19 protein-coding genes are annotated in these 18,784 nt (G+C 59.4%); 9 read left to right on the forward strand and 10 right to left on the reverse strand.

The genetic code is table 11. From position 1 onward, the window contains the following. Nucleotides 1-59: 59 nt before the first annotated feature. The 5 genes from VC35_RS29325 to colR all read right to left on the reverse strand — a co-directional run bounded on the left by VC35_RS29325 (nucleotide 60) and on the right by colR (nucleotide 3,778). Nucleotides 60-287 carry a hypothetical protein gene (locus VC35_RS29325; RefSeq protein ID WP_080925402.1) on the reverse strand — a complete coding sequence of 76 codons (228 nt, stop codon included), beginning with the start codon at nucleotides 285-287 and terminating at the stop codon, nucleotides 60-62. Between the two features lie 2 nt (nucleotides 288-289). Then, nucleotides 290-1,003 (reverse strand): lipopolysaccharide kinase InaA family protein, encoded by a 714-nt coding sequence (locus tag VC35_RS26380; protein WP_046043585.1) that lies wholly within the window; start codon nucleotides 1,001-1,003, stop codon nucleotides 290-292. Between the two features lie 4 nt (nucleotides 1,004-1,007). Then, on the reverse strand, nucleotides 1,008-1,676 hold the full coding sequence (locus VC35_RS26385; RefSeq protein ID WP_046043609.1) for a class I SAM-dependent methyltransferase: 669 nt from the start codon (nucleotides 1,674-1,676) through the stop codon (nucleotides 1,008-1,010). A 154-nt stretch (nucleotides 1,677-1,830) separates the two neighbouring features. After that, complete coding sequence (locus tag VC35_RS26390; protein ID WP_046043586.1) at nucleotides 1,831-3,105, reverse strand: sensor histidine kinase; 1,275 nt, start codon at nucleotides 3,103-3,105, stop codon at nucleotides 1,831-1,833. Further along, on the reverse strand, nucleotides 3,095-3,778 hold the full coding sequence (colR, locus tag VC35_RS26395) for a two-component system response regulator ColR (RefSeq protein ID WP_007978572.1): 684 nt from the start codon (nucleotides 3,776-3,778) through the stop codon (nucleotides 3,095-3,097). Before colR ends, VC35_RS26390 begins: the two co-directional genes overlap by 11 nt. A gap of 202 nt (nucleotides 3,779-3,980) precedes the next feature. On the opposite strand from colR, the gene VC35_RS26400 reads away from it, so the two are divergent. Continuing rightward, complete coding sequence (locus tag VC35_RS26400; protein WP_046043587.1) at nucleotides 3,981-5,930, forward strand: LTA synthase family protein; 1,950 nt, start codon at nucleotides 3,981-3,983, stop codon at nucleotides 5,928-5,930. Nucleotides 5,931-5,985: 55 nt separating this feature from the next. Next, on the forward strand, nucleotides 5,986-6,729 hold the full coding sequence (locus VC35_RS26405; RefSeq protein WP_046043588.1) for a phosphatase PAP2 family protein: 744 nt from the start codon (nucleotides 5,986-5,988) through the stop codon (nucleotides 6,727-6,729). Nucleotides 6,730-6,874: 145 nt separating this feature from the next. Here VC35_RS26405 and groL read toward each other — a convergent pair whose 3' ends face one another. The 4 genes from groL to VC35_RS26425 form a co-directional block, all read right to left on the reverse strand. Continuing rightward, nucleotides 6,875-8,521 (reverse strand): chaperonin GroEL, encoded by a 1,647-nt coding sequence (groL, locus tag VC35_RS26410; protein ID WP_046043589.1) that lies wholly within the window; start codon nucleotides 8,519-8,521, stop codon nucleotides 6,875-6,877. Between the two features lie 49 nt (nucleotides 8,522-8,570). Next, the gene (locus VC35_RS26415) at nucleotides 8,571-8,864 is read right to left on the reverse strand and encodes a co-chaperone GroES (protein ID WP_007985847.1); all 294 of its coding nucleotides are present in this window, start codon (nucleotides 8,862-8,864) and stop codon (nucleotides 8,571-8,573) included. Between the two features lie 248 nt (nucleotides 8,865-9,112). Then, entirely contained in the window at nucleotides 9,113-9,589 is a 477-nt protein-coding gene (locus tag VC35_RS26420; protein WP_046043590.1) for an FxsA family protein, read from the reverse strand. A 66-nt stretch (nucleotides 9,590-9,655) separates the two neighbouring features. Further along, nucleotides 9,656-10,387, reverse strand: a complete 732-nt coding sequence (locus VC35_RS26425) for a HugZ family pyridoxamine 5'-phosphate oxidase (RefSeq protein ID WP_046043592.1) — start codon at nucleotides 10,385-10,387, stop codon at nucleotides 9,656-9,658. A 163-nt stretch (nucleotides 10,388-10,550) separates the two neighbouring features. Here VC35_RS26425 and VC35_RS26430 point away from each other — a divergent pair, with 163 nt between their 5' ends. Continuing rightward, a complete protein-coding gene (locus VC35_RS26430; protein WP_046043593.1) occupies nucleotides 10,551-11,309 on the forward strand; it encodes an SDR family oxidoreductase in 759 nt (252 codons plus the stop codon). Nucleotides 11,310-11,430: 121 nt separating this feature from the next. Here the strand turns inward: VC35_RS26430 and apbC are convergent, their stop codons facing one another. After that, nucleotides 11,431-12,525 (reverse strand): iron-sulfur cluster carrier protein ApbC, encoded by a 1,095-nt coding sequence (gene apbC, locus VC35_RS26435; protein WP_046043594.1) that lies wholly within the window; start codon nucleotides 12,523-12,525, stop codon nucleotides 11,431-11,433. 324 nt (nucleotides 12,526-12,849) lie between these two features. Between apbC and metG the strand changes: the two genes are divergently transcribed. The 6 genes from metG (at nucleotide 12,850) to VC35_RS26465 (ending at nucleotide 18,782) form a co-directional block, all read left to right on the forward strand. Further along, on the forward strand, nucleotides 12,850-14,901 hold the full coding sequence (gene metG, locus VC35_RS26440; protein ID WP_046043595.1) for a methionine--tRNA ligase: 2,052 nt from the start codon (nucleotides 12,850-12,852) through the stop codon (nucleotides 14,899-14,901). Between the two features lie 143 nt (nucleotides 14,902-15,044). Beyond that, nucleotides 15,045-15,614, forward strand: coding sequence for an electron transport complex protein RnfA (locus VC35_RS26445; RefSeq protein ID WP_046043596.1), 570 nt, complete (start codon nucleotides 15,045-15,047; stop codon nucleotides 15,612-15,614). Then, on the forward strand, nucleotides 15,611-16,624 hold the full coding sequence (rsxB, locus tag VC35_RS26450) for an electron transport complex subunit RsxB (RefSeq protein ID WP_046043597.1): 1,014 nt from the start codon (nucleotides 15,611-15,613) through the stop codon (nucleotides 16,622-16,624). The genes VC35_RS26445 and rsxB overlap by 4 nt, the downstream gene beginning before the upstream one ends. Next, nucleotides 16,611-17,597: an RnfABCDGE type electron transport complex subunit D gene (locus tag VC35_RS26455; protein ID WP_046043598.1), complete on the forward strand. Its 987-nt coding sequence runs from the start codon at nucleotides 16,611-16,613 to the stop codon at nucleotides 17,595-17,597. The genes rsxB and VC35_RS26455 overlap by 14 nt, the downstream gene beginning before the upstream one ends. Further along, nucleotides 17,594-18,205, forward strand: coding sequence for an RnfABCDGE type electron transport complex subunit G (locus VC35_RS26460; RefSeq protein ID WP_046043599.1), 612 nt, complete (start codon nucleotides 17,594-17,596; stop codon nucleotides 18,203-18,205). The genes VC35_RS26455 and VC35_RS26460 overlap by 4 nt, the downstream gene beginning before the upstream one ends. Continuing rightward, nucleotides 18,198-18,782, forward strand: coding sequence for an Rnf-Nqr domain containing protein (locus VC35_RS26465; protein ID WP_046043601.1), 585 nt, complete (start codon nucleotides 18,198-18,200; stop codon nucleotides 18,780-18,782). Before VC35_RS26460 ends, VC35_RS26465 begins: the two co-directional genes overlap by 8 nt. Nucleotides 18,783-18,784 lie beyond the last annotated feature (2 nt).

Raw genomic sequence — 18,784 nt, forward strand, 5'->3', positions numbered from 1 at the left:
GGCGCACCAATAAAAAAGGCCTCGCATCAGCGAGGCCTTTCATTTTGGCTTCAATCGGTTCAACTCTGCGGCCTCAATCCCTGAGAAAGTCCGAACATGAACAGTAACAAGTCATGATCGGGTCGAGTGGCCACGGATGCTTTGGCAACCCGTGGCAACGGACAATGTTCTTCTGCGTTTATCGAGCTGAGAACCTGGGGGCGTGGTTGCTCCCAGGTTGCCATCGCGATCGATGCAACTGCCAAGGCTCCTACCAGAAACAAACCTCGTGCAATTTCGAGTTTCATCGCTATAAACCCTTGATAGCGCTGCCAAACGCCGTCTCATAAAAATAGACGAGTTTTTTCCAGTCTGCGTCGCTGAACGACGAGTGGCGACGCAACTGCTTCAAATCATGGGCAGCTGCGCGATTGGCCGTCAAACGCTGTCGGCATTTCTCCAGATCGATCAGGGCTACTTCGACCTTGGCCGACTCGCCCTCACCGGTCACGCGAACGAATACGTGCTTGTCGTAAAGGCAACCGTGCTGCCAGCGGCCTTTGTGCATGCGAGCCAGGTTTTCAGCAAGGTCCTTGAGCACTCGGTCGTTTATGGCCTCACCATGACGCTCGCGACCGCCACCGGCGTACCAGCGATCGATTTCCTCGAATCCGTCCAGCGACTTAGTGACCAGCAAGGCACGCCACTTGTGTACAGGATCGCGCTGTGCGCCACAGAAAACGATTTCCGGAACCCGTACGCCAAGCTCGGTCACACCGATGAGCGCAGCATGCTCGCGCAGTACCGTAGGCCGCCCGAAAGGGTGCTGCCAGCTACGATGGATATGCCCGGTCTGGCGCTTGACGTAGAGCAGTTGACCATCACTGCCCATCAGGCGTTGAACGCCGCTTTCCCCGCCGCGACGGACGTTGGGTTCTTCTACCCATTCACCGCGCTGATTCCAGAAGTAATCGAAGCGGTCCTGGGGAACGTCTTCCGTTTCTGCTGCACACTGCACTGCCATCCTGTTACCTCTTGCGTAATACGTAAACTCGCCACATGGCATAGAGCGGCAAAAAGTCCAGTTGTTCCTGGATGCGGAAACCCGCCTGCTCAAATTCCTTCTCTACGGTAGCGGCCGGTAACACAAACCGGTTTTGGTAACCTTCCTGCCCACGTTTTTTTTCCGACCGCTTGCGTTTCCAGGCCTTGAAGTTGCCATCGACCCACAGCGAAAGGATCACGCTGTCACGGGAAACACGCTCGAATTCACGCAAAATAGCCATGCGATGCTCGGCTTCACCGATGTGGTGGAGCAAGCGCATGCAAAAAATGCTGTCGACGGCGTTGTCCGGCAAGGCGATGTCGAATGCGGATGTGTGCAAGGGTTGTACCCGCTTCACCACATCAGTCGGTTGCGCCTGGGTTGCGATCTTCAGCATGGACTCCGAATTATCGGCACCGATGATCACGCGGTTGGATTTCTCCGCTAACAAAGGCCAGAAACGCCCTGCACCACAAGGCAAATCGAGGACCAGACCAGGCTCGCCAACCAGGGCCAGCGCCTTACGCGCCAGTTGCTCGTCACGCCAATGGGACAATCGACGGCCGAGACCTTCCTGGTGTTTGCGCAAATAGCGTTGGGCGTGTTGATCGTCGTACTTTTCTGAAAAATCGAGCTTGATCGGGCCGTCCATCATCAGGTCTCCTGAACTTCTGATAACAACTACCTTAGATTTTGTGGTGTCGGCGACTGGTCATCCATTTGTGAAAATATCGTTAGGGGAAACCCGGAAGTATTGCAGCGTTTTACAGAATTGACAGGATTTGCTGGACGCCTGACTCAACAGATCAAGTTCGGGACAGTTCTACCTGAAAACGGCAGCCACTGGGCTCCATCGTAGTCAGGCTGACGCTCCAGCCCTGGTTTTCACAGATCCGCTGCACCAGTGAAAGCCCCAGACCCAGGCCTTCCCCACGTTTTTCAGTACCCCGAACGAAAGGTTCGAACATCGCCTCGCGTTTTTCCTCGGGAATGCCCACACCGCTGTCTTCGACCAGAAACCCCGTGCCCGTCAGAGTCAGGCGAATGAAGCCCCGTTCGGTGTAGTGCAAGGCGTTGCGCAGCAAGTTCCCCATTACCGCATGCAGGAACGTCGCGTTGTAGCCCTTGACCTCGGGGTTGCCCGGTTCGAAGATCAGTTCCAACCCTTTGCTTTCGATAGGTTCGCGCCATAGACCGAGCAGTCCCTCGGCCACCTGCCCCAGGGACTGCTGCGGCGACATGCTGGCGTCTTCGCGCTGGGCACGGGCCAGCATCAGGAAGGTTTGCACCAGCTCACGCATTTCTTCACATGCCCGGGCAATACGCTCGACCTGGGCGCGACCGCGCTGATCGAGACCTGGGTTTTCCAGCAACAATTCGCAGGAACTGGCCAGGATCATCAGGGGCGTACGCAATTCGTGGCTGACGTCGCTGGTGAACAACCGCTCGCGGGTCAGGGCCTGACGCAAGCGCCCGAGGGTGGCGTCGAAAGCCACGGCCAGCTCGCCCACTTCGTCGGCGGCATAATCCGGCGCCAAGGGGGGAGCCAATCCCAGCAGTTGATCTCTATGGCGTACCTGGCGGGCCAGCCGCACCACCGGCGCCATGACCTTGCGTGCCAGCACCCATCCGAGAAATACCGCCAGTGCCAGGCTCAGCACGAAGCCCACCAGCACCACGGCAAACAGCACCCGCTCACGCTCTTCGAAGTCGCTCTGGTCCTGCAACAGCACGTAACGTCGGCCGTCGACGATTTCGACCATGGCGTGGTACGACAGGTTTTCACGGAACACTTCGTGGAAACCCGGCTCCAGGTGCCGCAAATCCTTGGGCAACCTGAAATCACCAGGCCCGTTGCTGAAGTAGAACAATTGGTCCGGTTCGGGGCGATGGCTCCAGTCCGTGACATTATCCATCAGCAACAAGCGCTGCAAATCGCCGCCCAGACCTGCCGAAATCAGTTTTTCTTCCACCAGGTGCACGGTCGCCACGATACCCATGGCAAAGGCACCCGCCACCAGTGCGCTCATCAGCGCAAAGGCAATGATGATGCGTTGAGCAAGGCTCTGCTTAAACTCCATCACGGCCCTCGGCCAAGCGATACCCCACACCATGCACGGTTTGCAGCAATGGCTTGGCGAACGGCTTGTCGATCACCTGGCGCAGTTGGTGGACATGGCTGCGCAAGCTGTCGCTGTCCGGGCAGTCGTCGCCCCAGAGCGCTTCTTCAAGAATTTCACGGCGCAGCACATGAGGGCTTTTCTGCATCAACACGGCCAGCAGCTTCAGGCCGACCGGGTTGAGTTTCAGCAATCGGCCTTCGCGAGTGACTTCCAGGGTGTCGAGGTCGTAGTTCAGGTCGCCGACCTGCAAGGTCCGCCGTCCGCCACCCTGGGTACGGCGCATGACCGCTTCGATACGCGCCGCCAGTTCAGACAGGGCGAACGGTTTGATCAGGTAGTCATCGGCGCCGGACTTGAAGCCTTGCAAGCGGTCATCCAGTTGATCACGAGCCGTGAGCATGATCACCGGCGTTTCGCGGCGGGCATCCTCGCGCAGGCGTTTGCACAGGGTATAGCCATCGATGCCGGGCAGCATGATATCGAGCACGATCAAATCGTAGTGCTCGGTGGCCGCCAGATGCAGACCCGACAGACCGTCCTGCGCGCAATCCACGGTATAGCCTTTGAGCCCCAGGTAATCGGCCAGGTTGGCCAGGATATCGCGGTTGTCTTCAACCAATAGAATTCGCATGGGTATCTCTCCGTCCACAGTAACGGCCGTCATGGCCCGCGCAGCTTAAGGCCAAGTGTGGCCCACGGCTAGGGGAAGGCTGTGCATGGATCAATTCGCTCAACCAACAGGTATGATTGACAAGTTTTTCACTATCGATTCACACGCTGCTTACAGCGGGCGGTGAAGACTGTCACGCGATTGATAATAAGGAATATAGAAAATGGACTATTTGAAGACGGCACCCATGCGCTTTTTGCTGCTGGTAACCGGCTCCTGGCTGGCAATTTTTTTTCTGACTCGAACCGTCCTGCTGCTCACGCATCTGGATGAGGCCGGTAGCGGGTTTCTGTCCGTCTTCAGTATCGGCCTGCTCTACGACCTGGGTTTCATTGCCTACGCGGCACTGCCCATGGGGCTCTACCTGTTACTGTGCCCGCCGGCCCTTTGGCGCACTCGTGGCCACCGCTGGTTTCTTCAGGGGCTGCTGACCGTCAGTCTGTTCGCGATGCTGTTCACCTCGGTGGCCGAGTGGCTGTTCTGGGATGAGTTCGGCGTGCGCTTCAACTTCATCGCCGTCGACTACCTGGTGTATTCCGACGAAGTACTGAACAACCTGCTTGAGTCGTACCCGATCGGCACGCTGCTGAGTATCCTCGCCGTGCTGGCCGTGGCCCTGAGTCTTGCATTGCGTAAAGCGTTCAACGCTGCGCTCGATGCGCCGTTGCCGCCGCTGTGTGGCCGCCTGCTGAATGCACTCGGTTTGTTGGTCGTCGCCGGCCTGAGCATGCAGTTGCTCAGCCAGGACGCCCCGCGCGCCCAAGGCGGCAACGCCTATCAGAACGAACTGGCGAGCAACGGTCCCTACCAGTTCTTCGCCGCGTTCCGTAACAACGAACTGGACTACCCGCAGTTCTACAAAACGCTGCCGGAGGCAGTCGTTGCCCAGCAGATTCGCGCCGAACTGGCAGAACCCAATGCCCGCTTCGTTGGCCAGGACCCGCAGGACATCCGTCGGCAAATCGATAACCCAGGCACCCCGCGCAAGCCCAACATCGTGCTGGTCACCATTGAAAGCTTCAGCGCCAAGTACATGGGCAGCAATGGCGACACCCGTAACCTGACCCCCAACCTTGATGCCTTGCGCAAGCAGAGCCTGTATTTCAATAATTTCTACGCCACCGGCACCCGCACCGACCGTGGCCTGGAAGCCATTACCCTGGCGATCCCGCCGACGCCCGGTCGCTCGATCGTCAAGCGCGTGGGTCGTGAAAGCGGCTTTGCCAGCCTTGGCCAGCAACTCAATGCCGTGGGCTACGACAGTGTGTTTGTCTACGGCGGCCGTGGTTACTTCGACAACATGAATGCGTTCTTCAGCGGCAATGGTTACCGCGTTGTAGACCAAAGCAGCGTCGAGGAGTCGGAGATTCACTTCAAGAACGCCTGGGGCATGGCAGACGAGGATCTCTACAATCAGACGCTGAAACTGGCCGATGCCGACTATGCCAAGCAGCAGCCATTCCTGCTGCAGCTGATGACGACGTCCAACCACCGTCCTTACACCTATCCGGACAACCGGATCGACATCAAGTCCGGGAACGGTCGTGACGGCGCGGTGAAATACACCGACTACGCCATCGGTCAGTTTCTCGATCAGGCGCGCCAGAAACCCTGGTTTGACAATACAATTTTCATCTTTGTCGCCGACCACACTGCAGGCAGCGCCGGTAAGGAAGACTTGCCTATCGCCAACTATCAGATTCCGCTGTTCATCTACGCGCCCAAGTTGATCGAAGCTCGGGAAACGGCACAGCTGGCCAGCCAGATCGATCTGGCACCGACGTTGCTCGGTTTGCTCAATCTGGATTATGAGTCGACGTTCTTTGGCCGTAACCTGTTGCAGGATAACCCGCTGCCGCCGCGGGTGGTGGTCGGCAACTACCAGCACCTGGGGTTGTTCGACGGCAAGGACCTGGCGATTCTGAGCCCACGCCAGGGATTGCGTCGTCACGATGACGCACTGACCGAAAGCCGCGAGTCCCGGTCGACCGCCGATGACCCGCTGATTACCCGCGCCATCACCTATTACCAAACCGCCAGTTATGGCTTCAAGCAACAGCTGCTTGGCTGGAAGGCGCCCAAGGAGGGTGCCGGTCAAGTCGGCGAACGTTAACCGAATCGCCCCGGGCTGATGCCCCGGGGCTTTTTCCATTTGTTCAGGATCCACCATGTCATCAACCGCTGTCCGCCCTACCCCTCGCCCGCTCAACTTCTGGGTGTGCCTGGGGGTTCCCGCCATTGCGGCGATCATTCTGGTGTTGCTCGAGCTGACCTCACTGGACATGGACCTCGCCAAGCTGTTCTACGACCCGGTCGCGGGTGACTTCATCGGACGGCACAGTTATTTCCTGGAAAACATCCTGCATACCCGCGCCAAGCAGGTAGTCATTGCATTTTCGGTGTTCGCCATCTTCGGCTACGTCGCCTCGTTTTTCATGGACAAGCTCAAACCGTTCAAGCGCGAACTGGGTTGTCTGGTGCTGTCCTTGGGTCTGGCGACTTCCTTTGTCACCCCGATGAAAGCGGTGACCGCGGTGCAATGTCCTTGGAGCCTTGAGCAATTTGGCGGTCACGAGACCTACAGCGAATTGTTGAGCCATCGCCCGGCTACCGAAAAACCAGGTCGATGCTGGCCTGGCGGCCATGCGGCCACCGGTTTCACCCTGTTTGCCCTGTTTTTCGTATTGCGTGACCGTCGCCCGCGCATGGCTCGCGCAGCGTTTGTCTTCGCCTTCGCCCTCGGCTCGGTGTTCTCCATCGGGCGGATGATGCAGGGCGCACACTTCTTCTCGCACAACGTGTGGACGGCGGTGTTCTGCTGGCTGATTTGTCTGGGGTCGTATTACTACGTTCTGTATCGACCGGCTTTGAAGGCTGAACGCGAGAGCACTGCAGAACCTGTCGGCGCCTGATCTGACGCCTTCGTCGGAGCGCCGCCCGAAAACGAGAAAAGCCCTGCAAGCGTAAACCTGCAGGGCTTCTCGGTCAGGCTGACCATCTCATTAAACCCCGCCTGCTTTCGCAGTCGGGGTTTTTTCATACAGGGGTAAGGCTGGCTTACATCATGCCGCCCATGCCGCCCATACCGCCCATGTCTGGCATACCGCCGCCAGCACCGCCGTCTTTCTTCGGCGCATCAGCAACAGCAGCTTCGGTGGTCAGGATCAGACCGCCGATAGACGATGCAGCTTGCAGCGCGGAACGGGTGACCTTGGTTGGGTCCAGGATGCCCATTTCGATCATGTCGCCGTATTCGCCAGTCGCAGCGTTGTAACCGAAGTTACCTTTGCCGTTCTTGACTTCGTTGACCACAACGCTTGGCTCGTCACCGCTGTTGGCAGCGATCTGACGCAGCGGTGCTTCGATGGCACGACGCAGAACGGCGATACCCACGTCCTGGTCGGCGTTGTCGCCTTTCAGGTTGAGGATGGCTTCCAGAGCGCGGATCAGCGCAACACCACCGCCAGGTACCACGCCTTCTTCAACGGCTGCACGGGTAGCGTGCAGGGCGTCTTCAACGCGGGCTTTCTTCTCTTTCATTTCTACTTCGGAACCAGCGCCAACCTTGATCACTGCAACGCCGCCGGACAGCTTCGCCAGACGCTCTTGCAGTTTTTCACGGTCGTAGTCGGAGGAAGTTTCGGCAACCTGAGCACGGATCTGAGCAATGCGGGACTCGATGTCGCCTGCAACGCCAGCACCGTCAACGATGATGGTGTTTTCCTTGGAGATGGTCACGCGCTTGGCGCTGCCCAGGTTTTCCAGGGTGGCTGCTTCCAGGCTCAGGCCGATCTCTTCGGAGATAACGGTACCGCCGGTCAGAACGGCGATGTCCTGCAGCATGGCCTTGCGGCGGTCGCCGAAGCCTGGAGCCTTGACGGCTGCGACTTTAACGATGCCACGCATGTTGTTCACGACCAGAGTCGCCAGGGCTTCGCCTTCAACGTCTTCGGAAACGATCAGCAGTGGACGGCCGGCTTTGGCAACGGCTTCCAGCACTGGCAGCATTTCGCGGATGTTCGAGATCTTTTTGTCGACCAGCAGAACCAGCGGGTTGTCCAGCTCGGCAACCATGGTTTCCGGCTTGTTGACGAAGTACGGGGACAGGTAGCCACGGTCGAACTGCATGCCTTCTACAACCGACAGTTCGTTTTCCAGGCCAGTGCCTTCTTCAACGGTGATCACGCCTTCTTTACCGACTTTTTCCATGGCTTCGGCAATGATGTCGCCGATGGAGTTGTCGGAGTTGGCGGAGATGGTGCCAACCTGAGCGATTGCCTTGGTGTCAGCGCATGGCTTGGACAGGTTTTTCAGCTCTTTGACGATGGCGATGGTCGCCTTGTCGATGCCGCGCTTCAGATCCATCGGGTTCATGCCGGCAGCGACGGCTTTCAGGCCTTCGTTGACGATCGACTGAGCCAGAACGGTAGCGGTGGTAGTACCGTCACCAGCGTCATCGTTGGCACGGGAGGCAACGTCTTTGACCAGCTGCGCGCCCATGTTTTCGAAACGGTCTTCCAGTTCGATTTCTTTTGCTACGGAAACGCCGTCTTTGGTGATGGTCGGAGCGCCGAAGCTCTTCTCGATGATCACGTTACGGCCTTTCGGGCCCAGGGTCGCTTTTACCGCGTCAGCCAGGACGTTGACGCCTTTGAGCATTTTCTTGCGGGCGGAATCGCCAAACAGAACTTCTTTAGCAGCCATGATCGATATTCCTTAAATACTTTGTAGTAGCGGAAAATGAACGGGGATATCAGCCTTCGATAACAGCGAGGATTTCGTTCTCGCTCATTACCAGCAGGTCTTCGCCGTCGACTTTCACAGTGTTGCTGCCGGAGTAAGGACCGAACACAACCTTGTCGCCCACTTTCACGGACAGTGCACGCACTTCACCGTTTTCCAGTACGCGGCCGGTGCCTACAGCGAGGATTTCGCCGCTGTTGGCTTTTTCAGCAGCCGAACCTGGCAGGACGATACCGCCAGCGGTTTTCTTTTCTTCTTCGCTGCGACGGATGACGACGCGGTCATGCAGAGGACGAAGCTTCATTGTCGATCTCTCCTAATTGTGGTTTTCATCGGCCGGTGTATTCCCGGCGGGTTTAACAAAGGCCGGCGGTGCCGGTTGCGGTTCGTCAAGCGAACCGCGGAAGTCTGTCTGGCGTGTTCGCCAGAAACCTTGCGGTGACCGTTACATAAGGGCGCATAAGCTTATTACAAGGGCGGGGATCGAAAAAATTTCAGTTCGCTGCCCCGCAAATGAACACGGCACCCGAAGGTACCGTGTCGATGTGCGTATTACTTGGTATCGCGGTGTTCGAACTCGCCTTCGATCACGTTGGGCTCGCGGCCCAGCGGCTCGCGCGGCACCGGGCCGCCACGGGCCTGGAGGTCGTCGGCGAACGCTCGCTGACGCATCGCCTGCTCTTCGGCGCGCTGGCGCATTTTATTGGCCAGCAGGCGACGACTGAACGGCAGCAGCATGAACACGCCGATCACATCGCTGATGAAGCCCGGAAGAATCAGCAGGCCACCGGCCAATGCCAGCATCAGGCCTTCGAGCATGGTCTGGGCCGGCAGTTCGCCGCGGCTCAGGCTTTCACGGGCACGCAGGGCCGTGGCCAGGCCGGCGATGCGCAGCACAAACACGCCGAACATCGAGCCGAGAATGATCAGCAGCAGGGCCGGGAAAAACCCGATGGACCCTGCCACCTTGACGAATACGAACAGCTCCAACACCGGGAACAGCAGAAAGAGCAACAAAAAAGGGCGCATCAAATGGTTCCTCAACGCAAGAATGCCTTGCCAGTTCACCTTAGATGACGTCGCCGTTTCGTGATTTCAAGCGCCGGCCACTTCATTTTTCGGCCAATGCTCGGCGTGGGCCAGATAAACCAAGGCTTCGCGAACTTGTGTCGGCGTATTACAAGGCGCTTGAAACGGCAACCAGTGCAGACTTTGGCCGATGCGCAGGTGCATGCCTTCGGTATCGATACCGACCATTTGCGCAGGCACGTTTTTCGGCAGCCCCGCCAGGTCGACGTAATGGGCGATGGCCTTGGCGTGATCGGCGTTCATGTGCTCGACCATGCTCACTTCGGCCTTGCCAGCGAACGGGTTGACCAGGGTCAGCTCGTTGACCCAATGAATCGCGCCAAAACCGCCGATGTAACGGTGGCGGACAGGCTCGAGCACCCAGAAATCGAAATCGTGGGCCTTGTGATAACCCTGCGACTCCGGGAAGTAGCGGTAGTAACGCTCGGAAGCAGCGTCGATGGCGGCTTCGTCTTCGAGCTGATGCGCCTCAGCCAGGTAAGTCAGTCGACCAACGGCCTGGACATCTTCGGCACCACGTTCGCCGACAAAGAGCGAGCATTTCCGATCTTTTTGCAGGTTATGCGTGTGCTGGGCGATACGGCTGATCAGGATTAGCGGCCGGCCCTGCTCGTCCAGGCAGTACGGAACTACAGAGCCGAACGGAAAACCGGGCATCGATTTGGAGTGCGTCGAGAGCACCCCACGGTATTCCTTGAGGAGCAATTCTCGTGCATGCTTAGCCGCTTCAACGCTCAATTTATGACTCCTTAAATAGAATCCGTCAGAAAAACGGACGAGCTGCTGGTGAAAGTCCCAGCACGCCATCGGGGCAGTTCTCATGTGCAGCCGGGCCACGTCAGGCGCAGATCGAGAGGCTCTCTAGAAGGAAAACACTCAGACCTGCTACCGGGGCATGCGAATGCAACTCACTGACAAAGTAATCATTATCACTGGCGGTTGCCAGGGTTTAGGCCGCTCCATGGCCGAGTATTTCGCAGGCAAGGGCGCGAAACTCGCGCTGGTGGACCTGAACCAGGAAAAACTCGACGACGCCGTCGCGGCCTGCAAGGCCGAGGGTGTCGAGGCTCGCGCCTACCTGTGCAACGTGGCCAACGAAGAGCAAGTGACCCACATGGTTGCCCAGGTCGCTGAAGACTTCGGCGCGATCCATGGCTTGATCAACAACGCCGGGATCCTGCGCGACGGCCTGCTGCTCAAGGTCAAGGATGGCGAAATGACCAAGATGAGCCTGGCCCAGTGGCAGGCCGTCATCGACGTCAACCTGACCGGCGTGTTCCTGTGCACCCGTGAAGTCGCGGCGAAAATGGTCGAGCTGAACAACAGCGGCGCGATCATCAATATCTCTTCGATTTCCCGCGCCGGCAACGTCGGTCAGACCAACTACTCCGCCGCCAAGGCCGGTGTTGCTGCGGCGACCGTGACCTGGGCCAAGGAACTGGCGCGCTACGGCATTCGCGTGGCCGGCATTGCACCTGGCTTCATCGAAACCGAAATGACCTTGGGCATGAAGCCTGAAGCGCTGGAGAAGATGACTGCCGGGATCCCGCTCAAGCGCATGGGCAAGCCTGAAGAAATCGCCCATTCGGCGGCTTACATCTTCGAGAACGACTATTACACCGGTCGGATTCTGGAGATGGATGGCGGGTTGCGGATCTAAGACGCGACAAAGAACAACTGTAGGAGCGAGCCTGCTCGCGAAGGCGTGTCAGACACCGCGGTGTCGACTGATACACCATCGCGAGCAGGCTCGCTCCTACAGGGATTCGTATTTCAGGTTATTAGTCGTCGCTGACGCTGATATTCGGCATCGCCGGCGTCAACGCTTCCTGCAACACGATCCTCGCGCCAACGTGACGGGCCAGCTCTTGGTAAACCATGGCAATCTGGCTGTCAGGCTCGGCGATCACCGTTGGCTTGCCGCCATCGGCCTGTTCGCGAATGACCATCGACAGCGGCAACGACGCCAGCAGCTCGACGCCATACTGGTTGGCCAGCTTCACACCACCGCCTTCGCCAAACAGATGCTCGGCATGTCCGCAGTTGGAGCAGATGTGCACGGCCATGTTTTCCACCACGCCCAGCACCGGGATGTTGACCTTGCGGAACATTTCCACGCCCTTGCGCGCGTCCAGCAATGCCAGGTCCTGCGGGGTGGTCACGATGACCGCGCCGGCCACCGGCACTTTCTGCGCCAGGGTCAGCTGGATATCGCCGGTGCCAGGCGGCATGTCGATGACCAGGTAGTCCAGATCACCCCACGCGGTTTGGGTCACCAGTTGCAGCAAGGCGCCGGAGACCATCGGCCCGCGCCAGACCATCGGCGTGTTGTCATCGGTGAGGAACGCCATGGACATCACCTCGACGCCATGGGACTTGAGCGGAACGAACCACTTCTGATCCTTGACCTCGGGGCGGGTGCGCTCGGGGATGCCAAACATGATGCCCTGGCTCGGGCCGTAGATGTCCGCATCGAGAATCCCGACCTTGGCGCCTTCGCGGGCCAGGGCCAGGGCCAGGTTGGCCGCCGTGGTGGATTTGCCCACGCCGCCCTTGCCGGATGCCACGGCCACCACGTTCTTGACGTTGGCCAGCCCTGGAATCTGTGCCTGAGCCTTGTGCGCAGCGATCACACTGGTGATTTCGACCTTGGCACTTGCCACGCCATCCAACCCCTGAATGGCCATTTCCAGCATCTGCGCCCAGCCACTCTTGAACAGCCCGGCGGCGTAACCCAGTTCAAGCTGAACGCTGACGCGCTCGCCCTGGATCTCGATGTTGCGCACGCACCCGGCGCTGACCGGGTCCTGGTTCATGTAAGGGTCGGTGTATTGGCGAAGGACGGCTTCCACCGCTGCGCGATTGACGGCGCTCATGGGCAACTCCGAAAACAGGACTGGAAAAGATAATGGGTATCGTACCCCGCAGATTCATTTGTTGTGAGTGGATTTGTGCCCGAACACAGTTTGTGGCGAGGGAGCTTGCTCCCGCTCGGGTGCGCAGCAGCCGCAATCAGATTGACGAGGTGTCTCTGACAAAACCGGTTAGTCCGGTATGGGGCGGCTTCGCCACCCAGCGGGAGCAAGCTCCCTCGCCACGGTTTTCATCGGCTATGCATCCGGAAACAGGCTCACAGGGTGAAAAATATGCGCCGGCGCTTTATAGTGGCCGACCTCCGTTTCATCAAGTAGCCGAGCCCCATGTCCGAGCCACGCAAGATCCTCGTCACCAGCGCCCTGCCCTATGCCAATGGTTCGATCCACCTTGGCCATATGCTGGAATACATCCAGACCGATATGTGGGTGCGCTTCCAGAAGCACCGCGGCAATCAATGCATTTATGTCTGTGCTGACGACGCCCACGGATCGGCGATCATGCTGCGCGCGGAAAAGGAAGGCATCACCCCGGAACAACTGATCGCCAACGTCCAGGCTGAACACAGCGCCGACTTTGCCGAATTCCTGGTGGACTTCGACAATTTCCACTCCACTCACGCCGAAGAAAACCGTGAGCTGTCGAGCCAGATCTACCTGAAACTGCGCGACGCCGGGCACATCGCCACGCGCTCGATCACCCAGTATTTCGACCCGGAAAAGAAAATGTTCCTGGCCGACCGCTTCATCAAGGGCACCTGCCCGAAATGCGGCACCGAAGACCAGTACGGCGACAACTGCGAAAAATGCGGCGCGACCTACGCACCGACCGACCTGAAGGATCCGAAGTCGGCGATTTCCGGCGCCACCCCGGTGCTCAAGGATTCCCAGCACTTCTTCTTCAAGCTGCCAGACTTCCAGCAAATGCTGCAAACCTGGACCCGCAGCGGCACCCTGCAAGACGCCGTGGCCAACAAGATCGCCGAATGGCTGGATGCCGGCCTGCAACAGTGGGACATCTCCCGCGATGCGCCGTATTTCGGTTTTGAAATCCCCGACGAGCCGGGCAAATACTTCTACGTGTGGCTGGATGCGCCGATCGGCTACATGGCCAGCTTCAAGAACCTGTGCAACCGCACACCGGAGCTGGACTTCGACGCGTTCTGGGGCAAGGACTCCACTGCCGAGCTGTACCACTTCATCGGCAAGGACATCGTCAACTTCCACGCCCTGTTCTGGCCAGCCATGCTCGAAGGCGCGGGCTACCGCAAGCCGACCGGGATCAACGTGCACGGCTACCTGACCGTCAACGGCCAGAAGATGTCCAAGTCCCGCGGCACCTTCATCAAGGCCCGGACCTACCTGGACCACTTGTCGCCGGAATACCTGCGCTATTACTACGCGGCCAAGCTGGGCCGTGGCGTCGACGACCTCGACCTGAACCTCGAAGACTTCGTGCAGAAGGTCAACTCCGACCTGGTGGGCAAGGTCGTCAACATCGCCAGCCGTTGCGCCGGTTTCATCAACAAAGGCAATGCCGGCGTGATGGTCGACACCAACGCCGCGCCTGAATTGACCGAAGCCTTCCTGGCCGCCGCGCCAAGCATCGCCGACGCCTATGAAGCCCGTGACTTCGCCCGCGCCATGCGCGAGATCATGGGCCTGGCCGACCGCGCCAACGCCTGGATCGCCGACAAGGCGCCGTGGTCGCTGAACAAACAGGAAGGCAAGCAGGATGAAGTCCAGGCCATCTGCGCCACAGGCATCAACCTGTTCCGCCAACTGGTGATCTTCCTCAAACCGGTGCTGCCACTGCTGGCCGCCGACGCCGAGGCGTTCCTCAACGTCGCGCCGCTGACCTGGAACGACCACACGACCTTGCTCAGCAATCACCAGCTGAACGAGTTCAAGCCGTTGATGACCCGTATCGACCCGGTCAAGGTGCAAGCCATGACCGACGCCTCGAAAGAAGACCTGACCGCCAGCCAGACCGACACCGGCGCAGCCGCGCCTGCCGGCAATGGCGAACTGGCCAAGGATCCGCTGTCGCCGGAAATCGAGTTCGACACCTTTGCGGCAGTCGATTTGCGTGTCGCGCTGATCGTCAAGGCTGAGCATGTGGAAGGTGCTGACAAGCTGCTGCGCCTGACCCTGGACATCGGTGACGAGCAACGCAATGTGTTCTCCGGGATCAAGAGCGCTTATCCGGACCCGTCGAAGCTCGATGGTCGCCTGACCATGATGATCGCCAACCTCAAGCCACGGAAAATGAAGTTCGGCATCTCCGAAGGCATGGTGATGGCGGCCGGCCCTGGCGGTGAAGAGATCTACCTGCTCAGCCCTGACAGCGGCGCCAAGCCGGGCCAGCGCATTAAGTAAGGTCTGCGGCAAATCGATCCCACAGTCGGGCCTGGCGCGGCTGTGGGATTTTCATGTCTGGCCCACCCTCCCGCCTTGCCGGATAATGCCTACTCTTTTTAGACAATTGCGCTAAAAAAACCCTGTTCCTGCCGGCACGAACAATGACCGAAATCCTGCTTACGCTAATCAGCGCCGCCCTGATCAACAACATCGTGTTGCACTTGCCGTTGGCCGTCGATCCGTTGTTGGCCGGCCAGCGCCGTCAGGTCCATGCCTTGGGTATTGCGACGACCTGCCTGATGCTGGTCGTGGGCATGCTCGGCTACGCGCTCTATCAATGGCTGCTGGTGCCGCTGCAATTGACGACGCTGCGTCTGTTTGTGTTTCTGCCATTGAGCGTGCTGCTGATCAGCCCGCTGCTGAAGTTGCTGACACGGGTGTTTGCGACACTGCCGTTCGAAGGCCTCTGGCCGTTGCTGCTGGGCAATGCCGGCGTGCTCGGCGTGGCCTTGCTCAATGCTCAGGAAGACAAGGGCTTCTTTCACGCCACAGCCTTGAGCCTCGGTGCAGGACTGGGCTTCTGGCTGGTGTTGAGCCTGTTCACTGATTTGCGTGAACGCACGACTGACAACGATGTTCCCCTGCCCTTTCGCGGCTTGCCGATCGACCTGATTGGTGCCGGCCTGATCGCAGTGGCCTTTCTCGGATTCAGCGGACTGATCAAAACATGAGTCTGATTCAACTCATCGACGCACTCTTGCCGCAAACCCAATGCGGCAAGTGCGGCCACCCCGGGTGCAAGCCGTACGCCGAAGGCATCGCCAATGGCGAGCCGATCAACAAGTGTCCGCCAGGCGGCAACGAAACCATTAATGCCCTGGCCGAACTGCTGAAGGTGCCGGTGCTGGAACTGGACATCACTCGCGGCTCGGCACCTGCGCAGATCGCCTATATCCGCGAGGCCGAGTGCATTGGTTGCACCAAGTGCATTCAGGCCTGTCCGGTCGATGCCATCGTCGGCGCGGCCAAACTGATGCACACGGTGATCATCGATGAGTGCACCGGTTGCGACCTCTGCGTGGCACCGTGCCCGGTGGACTGCATCGAAATGCGCCCACTGTTGCCGAACATGGTACTGCCCGTTGTCGGGGGGCTGGCCCTCACACCGCAGGCGCGGCAGGCCCGCACACTCAAGCGCGATCACGCACGGCGCCGCTTCGAACAACGCAATGCCCGCTTGCAGCGTGAAGAGCAACAGAAAGTTGCCGAGCGTCAGGCAAGGCAGCGAGCTGCGCAACCTGCCGAGGTGACAGCCGACCCGGTGCAGGCGGCCCTCGAACGCGTTCGCGCACAGAAAACCGCCAATGCCGATGCCGTGCTGAAAAAGGCCAAGATCGATGTGGCGATGAGTCGGGCGCAGTTGCACAAATCGCTGAAGGCCTTTGGGCATCCGCCGACCTTCGAACAGCAATCGCAGTTGATCGTCCTGCAACAACAGTTCGAAGCCGCCGAACAAAACCTGGCGCAACTGGAAAGCGTCGCCCCAACTGCCCCGGCGCCGACGGTCGTAGTTGTGTCGTCAAATGATGCCGATCTGAAACGAGCCAAGATCCAGTTGGCCATGCGCCGCGCCGAACTCAAGAAGGCTCAGGCCAACGAAGCACCGGCGGAACAAATCGAAGCCCTGGAGCGCGCACTCGGTGAAGCCGAACGCCTGGTGGACGCCCATGCCAGCCCTTGACTCAGTTGATGATCGCCTGCAACAGGCGATGAAACTGGTGCTGCTGGCCACGCTGCCGGGAATGCTGGCGGCGTTCTGGCTGTATGGCTGGGGCGTATTGATCAATCTGGTTCTGGCGGCCGCTGCCGCGTTGGCCGTCGAGGGCGCCGTCGTGCATTTGCGCAAGCGACCGCCGGGGCCAACCTTGAGTGACGGTAGCGCGCTGGTCAGTGCCACATTGCTGGCTCTGGCGCTGCCGCCTTACTGCCCATGGTGGCTGACCCTCAGTGCTGCCGCTTTTGCGATGGTGTTCGGCAAGCACTTGTATGGCGGCGTCGGTTCAAATCCCTTCAACCCGGCGATGCTCGGTTTTGCCCTGGTGCTGGTGACCTTTCCCCAACCAATGACCCTTTGGCCATCGCCCCATGGCATGGATCTGCTGAGCGGCCTGCAGCACGTGTTCGGCGTCGGCCACGCGCCGGATGCGTGGGTGCAGGCCACGGCACTGGACAGTCTGCGAATCAACAAAAGCCTGACCATGGATGAACTGTTTGCCGGCAACCCGGCATTCGGACACTTTGGCGGCCGGGGGGTGGAATGGCTGAACCTGGCCTTTGTGGCGGGCGGTGTGTTTCTCCTGCAACGAAAGGTGATCAGTTGGCATGCACCGGTCGGCATGCTGGCCAGCCTGTTCATCGTCAGCCTGCTGTGCTGGAACGGTTCGGGCTCCGACTCCCATGGCTCGCCGCTGTTTCATCTGCTTAGCGGCGCGACCATGCTGGGGGCGTTCTTTATCATTACAGAACCGGTGTCCGGCGCCAGAAGCCCTGGCGCGAAATTGCTGTTCGGTGTCGGCGTCGGGCTCCTGACCTATCTGATTCGTACTTGGGGCGGCTACCCGGACGGCATCGCCTTCGCCGTGCTGTTGATGAACCTGTGCGTGCCGGCGCTGGAGCGGTTCGTAGCGGCCAGGCAACAGCCGGAGGCGCCATGAACCGGATATCAAGCATAGCGCTTGTGGTGCTTTTGGCCACATTGGGCCTTGGCGTGACCTACTTCGTGCAACTCGGCAGCGCGCCACGCATTGCAGCCGAACAGCGCCTGATCGACAGCCGTAATCTGCTGGACCTGATCGCGCCGGACAGCTACGACAATCAGCCACTCGAACAGCCCATAAAGATTGAAGCAACCACGCTGACCAACAGCACCTTGCTGGGTGGTTATCTGGCGACCCGGGCCGATCAACCCGTCGCGGTGTTGCTGCGCAGCCAAACCCTTGGCTACGCCGGTGCCATCGACCTGTTGATCGCTGTCGACGCCAATGGCAGGTTACTGGGCGTCAAAACCCTCAAACAGTCGGAAACACCGGGACTGGGGGCACGGATCGCCGACTGGCCCAATGCCTGGCTCCAGTTTTTTTCCGGCAAGTCTCGAACTGAACCCGGTGACAGCGGCTGGGCGCTTAAAAAGGATCAGGGACAGTTCGATCAGATCGCAGGCGCAACCATCACCTCTAGAGCGGTAATCAATGCCGTCCACGATGCCTTGCGCTACTTCGATGAACACCGGCAACAACTGCTCGGAATCCCTGCCCATGGATAACTCATCGACTCTGCGCAACGCCTTGATGCTGACGCCGCTGATCGGCGCCACCCACTCGCTGATGGCCGCACTAGGCCTGTGCCTGATGTTCATGGTGGTGACCCAGTTGTTCAGCCTGGCCATGGGCGCCCTGCGATCCCGACTGGTCCCGACGACCCGCTTGCTAGCCAGCGTCCTGTTGGCGGCCACGCTCACCAGTTGCGCGCAACTCATGGCTCAGGCCTGGTCGCTGCAATGGCAGCAGCATCTGGGGTTTTATGGCGCCTTGATCGCCTTGCAATGCGTCGTACTGGAACACAGCGGGTTCTTTCAGAACGGTTGGCGCCAACGCCTGCGACTCAATAGCCTGTTTGCCACGCTGATGATCGCGCTGGGCCTGCTGCGCGAGCTCATCGGCAACGGAACACTTGGAAACCATCTATCGTGGCTGTTCGGTGCAACACAAACTGACTGGCAAGGCTGGGTACTGGTGGCTGATGGCGGCCTGCGCCTGACCACATTGGTCCCTGGCGGGTTCATCCTGCTCGGGCTGCTGATCGCCGCCTGGCAGGCCTGGCGCCCCACGCCCATACATTGATT

This window comes from Pseudomonas fluorescens (genome assembly GCF_000967965.1).
Classification (GTDB): domain Bacteria; phylum Pseudomonadota; class Gammaproteobacteria; order Pseudomonadales; family Pseudomonadaceae; genus Aquipseudomonas; species Aquipseudomonas grandcourensis.

Excerpts from the sequence above, each read along its gene's own strand:
- VC35_RS29325 (WP_080925402.1), bottom strand. The coding sequence starts at position 287 with ATGAAACTCGAAATTGCACGAGGTTTGTTTCTGGTAGGAGCCTTGGCA.
- VC35_RS26380 (WP_046043585.1), bottom strand. The coding sequence starts at position 1,003 with ATGGCAGTGCAGTGTGCAGCAGAAACGGAAGACGTTCCCCAGGACCGC.
- VC35_RS26385 (WP_046043609.1), bottom strand. The coding sequence starts at position 1,676 with ATGGACGGCCCGATCAAGCTCGATTTTTCAGAAAAGTACGACGATCAA.
- VC35_RS26390 (WP_046043586.1), bottom strand. The coding sequence starts at position 3,105 with ATGGAGTTTAAGCAGAGCCTTGCTCAACGCATCATCATTGCCTTTGCG.
- colR (WP_007978572.1), bottom strand. The coding sequence starts at position 3,778 with ATGCGAATTCTATTGGTTGAAGACAACCGCGATATCCTGGCCAACCTG.
- VC35_RS26400 (WP_046043587.1), top strand. The coding sequence starts at position 3,981 with ATGGACTATTTGAAGACGGCACCCATGCGCTTTTTGCTGCTGGTAACC.
- VC35_RS26405 (WP_046043588.1), top strand. The coding sequence starts at position 5,986 with ATGTCATCAACCGCTGTCCGCCCTACCCCTCGCCCGCTCAACTTCTGG.
- groL (WP_046043589.1), bottom strand. The coding sequence starts at position 8,521 with ATGGCTGCTAAAGAAGTTCTGTTTGGCGATTCCGCCCGCAAGAAAATG.
- VC35_RS26415 (WP_007985847.1), bottom strand. The coding sequence starts at position 8,864 with ATGAAGCTTCGTCCTCTGCATGACCGCGTCGTCATCCGTCGCAGCGAA.
- VC35_RS26420 (WP_046043590.1), bottom strand. The coding sequence starts at position 9,589 with ATGCGCCCTTTTTTGTTGCTCTTTCTGCTGTTCCCGGTGTTGGAGCTG.
- VC35_RS26430 (WP_046043593.1), top strand. The coding sequence starts at position 10,551 with ATGCAACTCACTGACAAAGTAATCATTATCACTGGCGGTTGCCAGGGT.
- apbC (WP_046043594.1), bottom strand. The coding sequence starts at position 12,525 with ATGAGCGCCGTCAATCGCGCAGCGGTGGAAGCCGTCCTTCGCCAATAC.
- metG (WP_046043595.1), top strand. The coding sequence starts at position 12,850 with ATGTCCGAGCCACGCAAGATCCTCGTCACCAGCGCCCTGCCCTATGCC.
- VC35_RS26445 (WP_046043596.1), top strand. The coding sequence starts at position 15,045 with ATGACCGAAATCCTGCTTACGCTAATCAGCGCCGCCCTGATCAACAAC.
- rsxB (WP_046043597.1), top strand. The coding sequence starts at position 15,611 with ATGAGTCTGATTCAACTCATCGACGCACTCTTGCCGCAAACCCAATGC.
- VC35_RS26455 (WP_046043598.1), top strand. The coding sequence starts at position 16,611 with ATGCCAGCCCTTGACTCAGTTGATGATCGCCTGCAACAGGCGATGAAA.
- VC35_RS26460 (WP_046043599.1), top strand. The coding sequence starts at position 17,594 with ATGAACCGGATATCAAGCATAGCGCTTGTGGTGCTTTTGGCCACATTG.
- VC35_RS26465 (WP_046043601.1), top strand. The coding sequence starts at position 18,198 with ATGGATAACTCATCGACTCTGCGCAACGCCTTGATGCTGACGCCGCTG.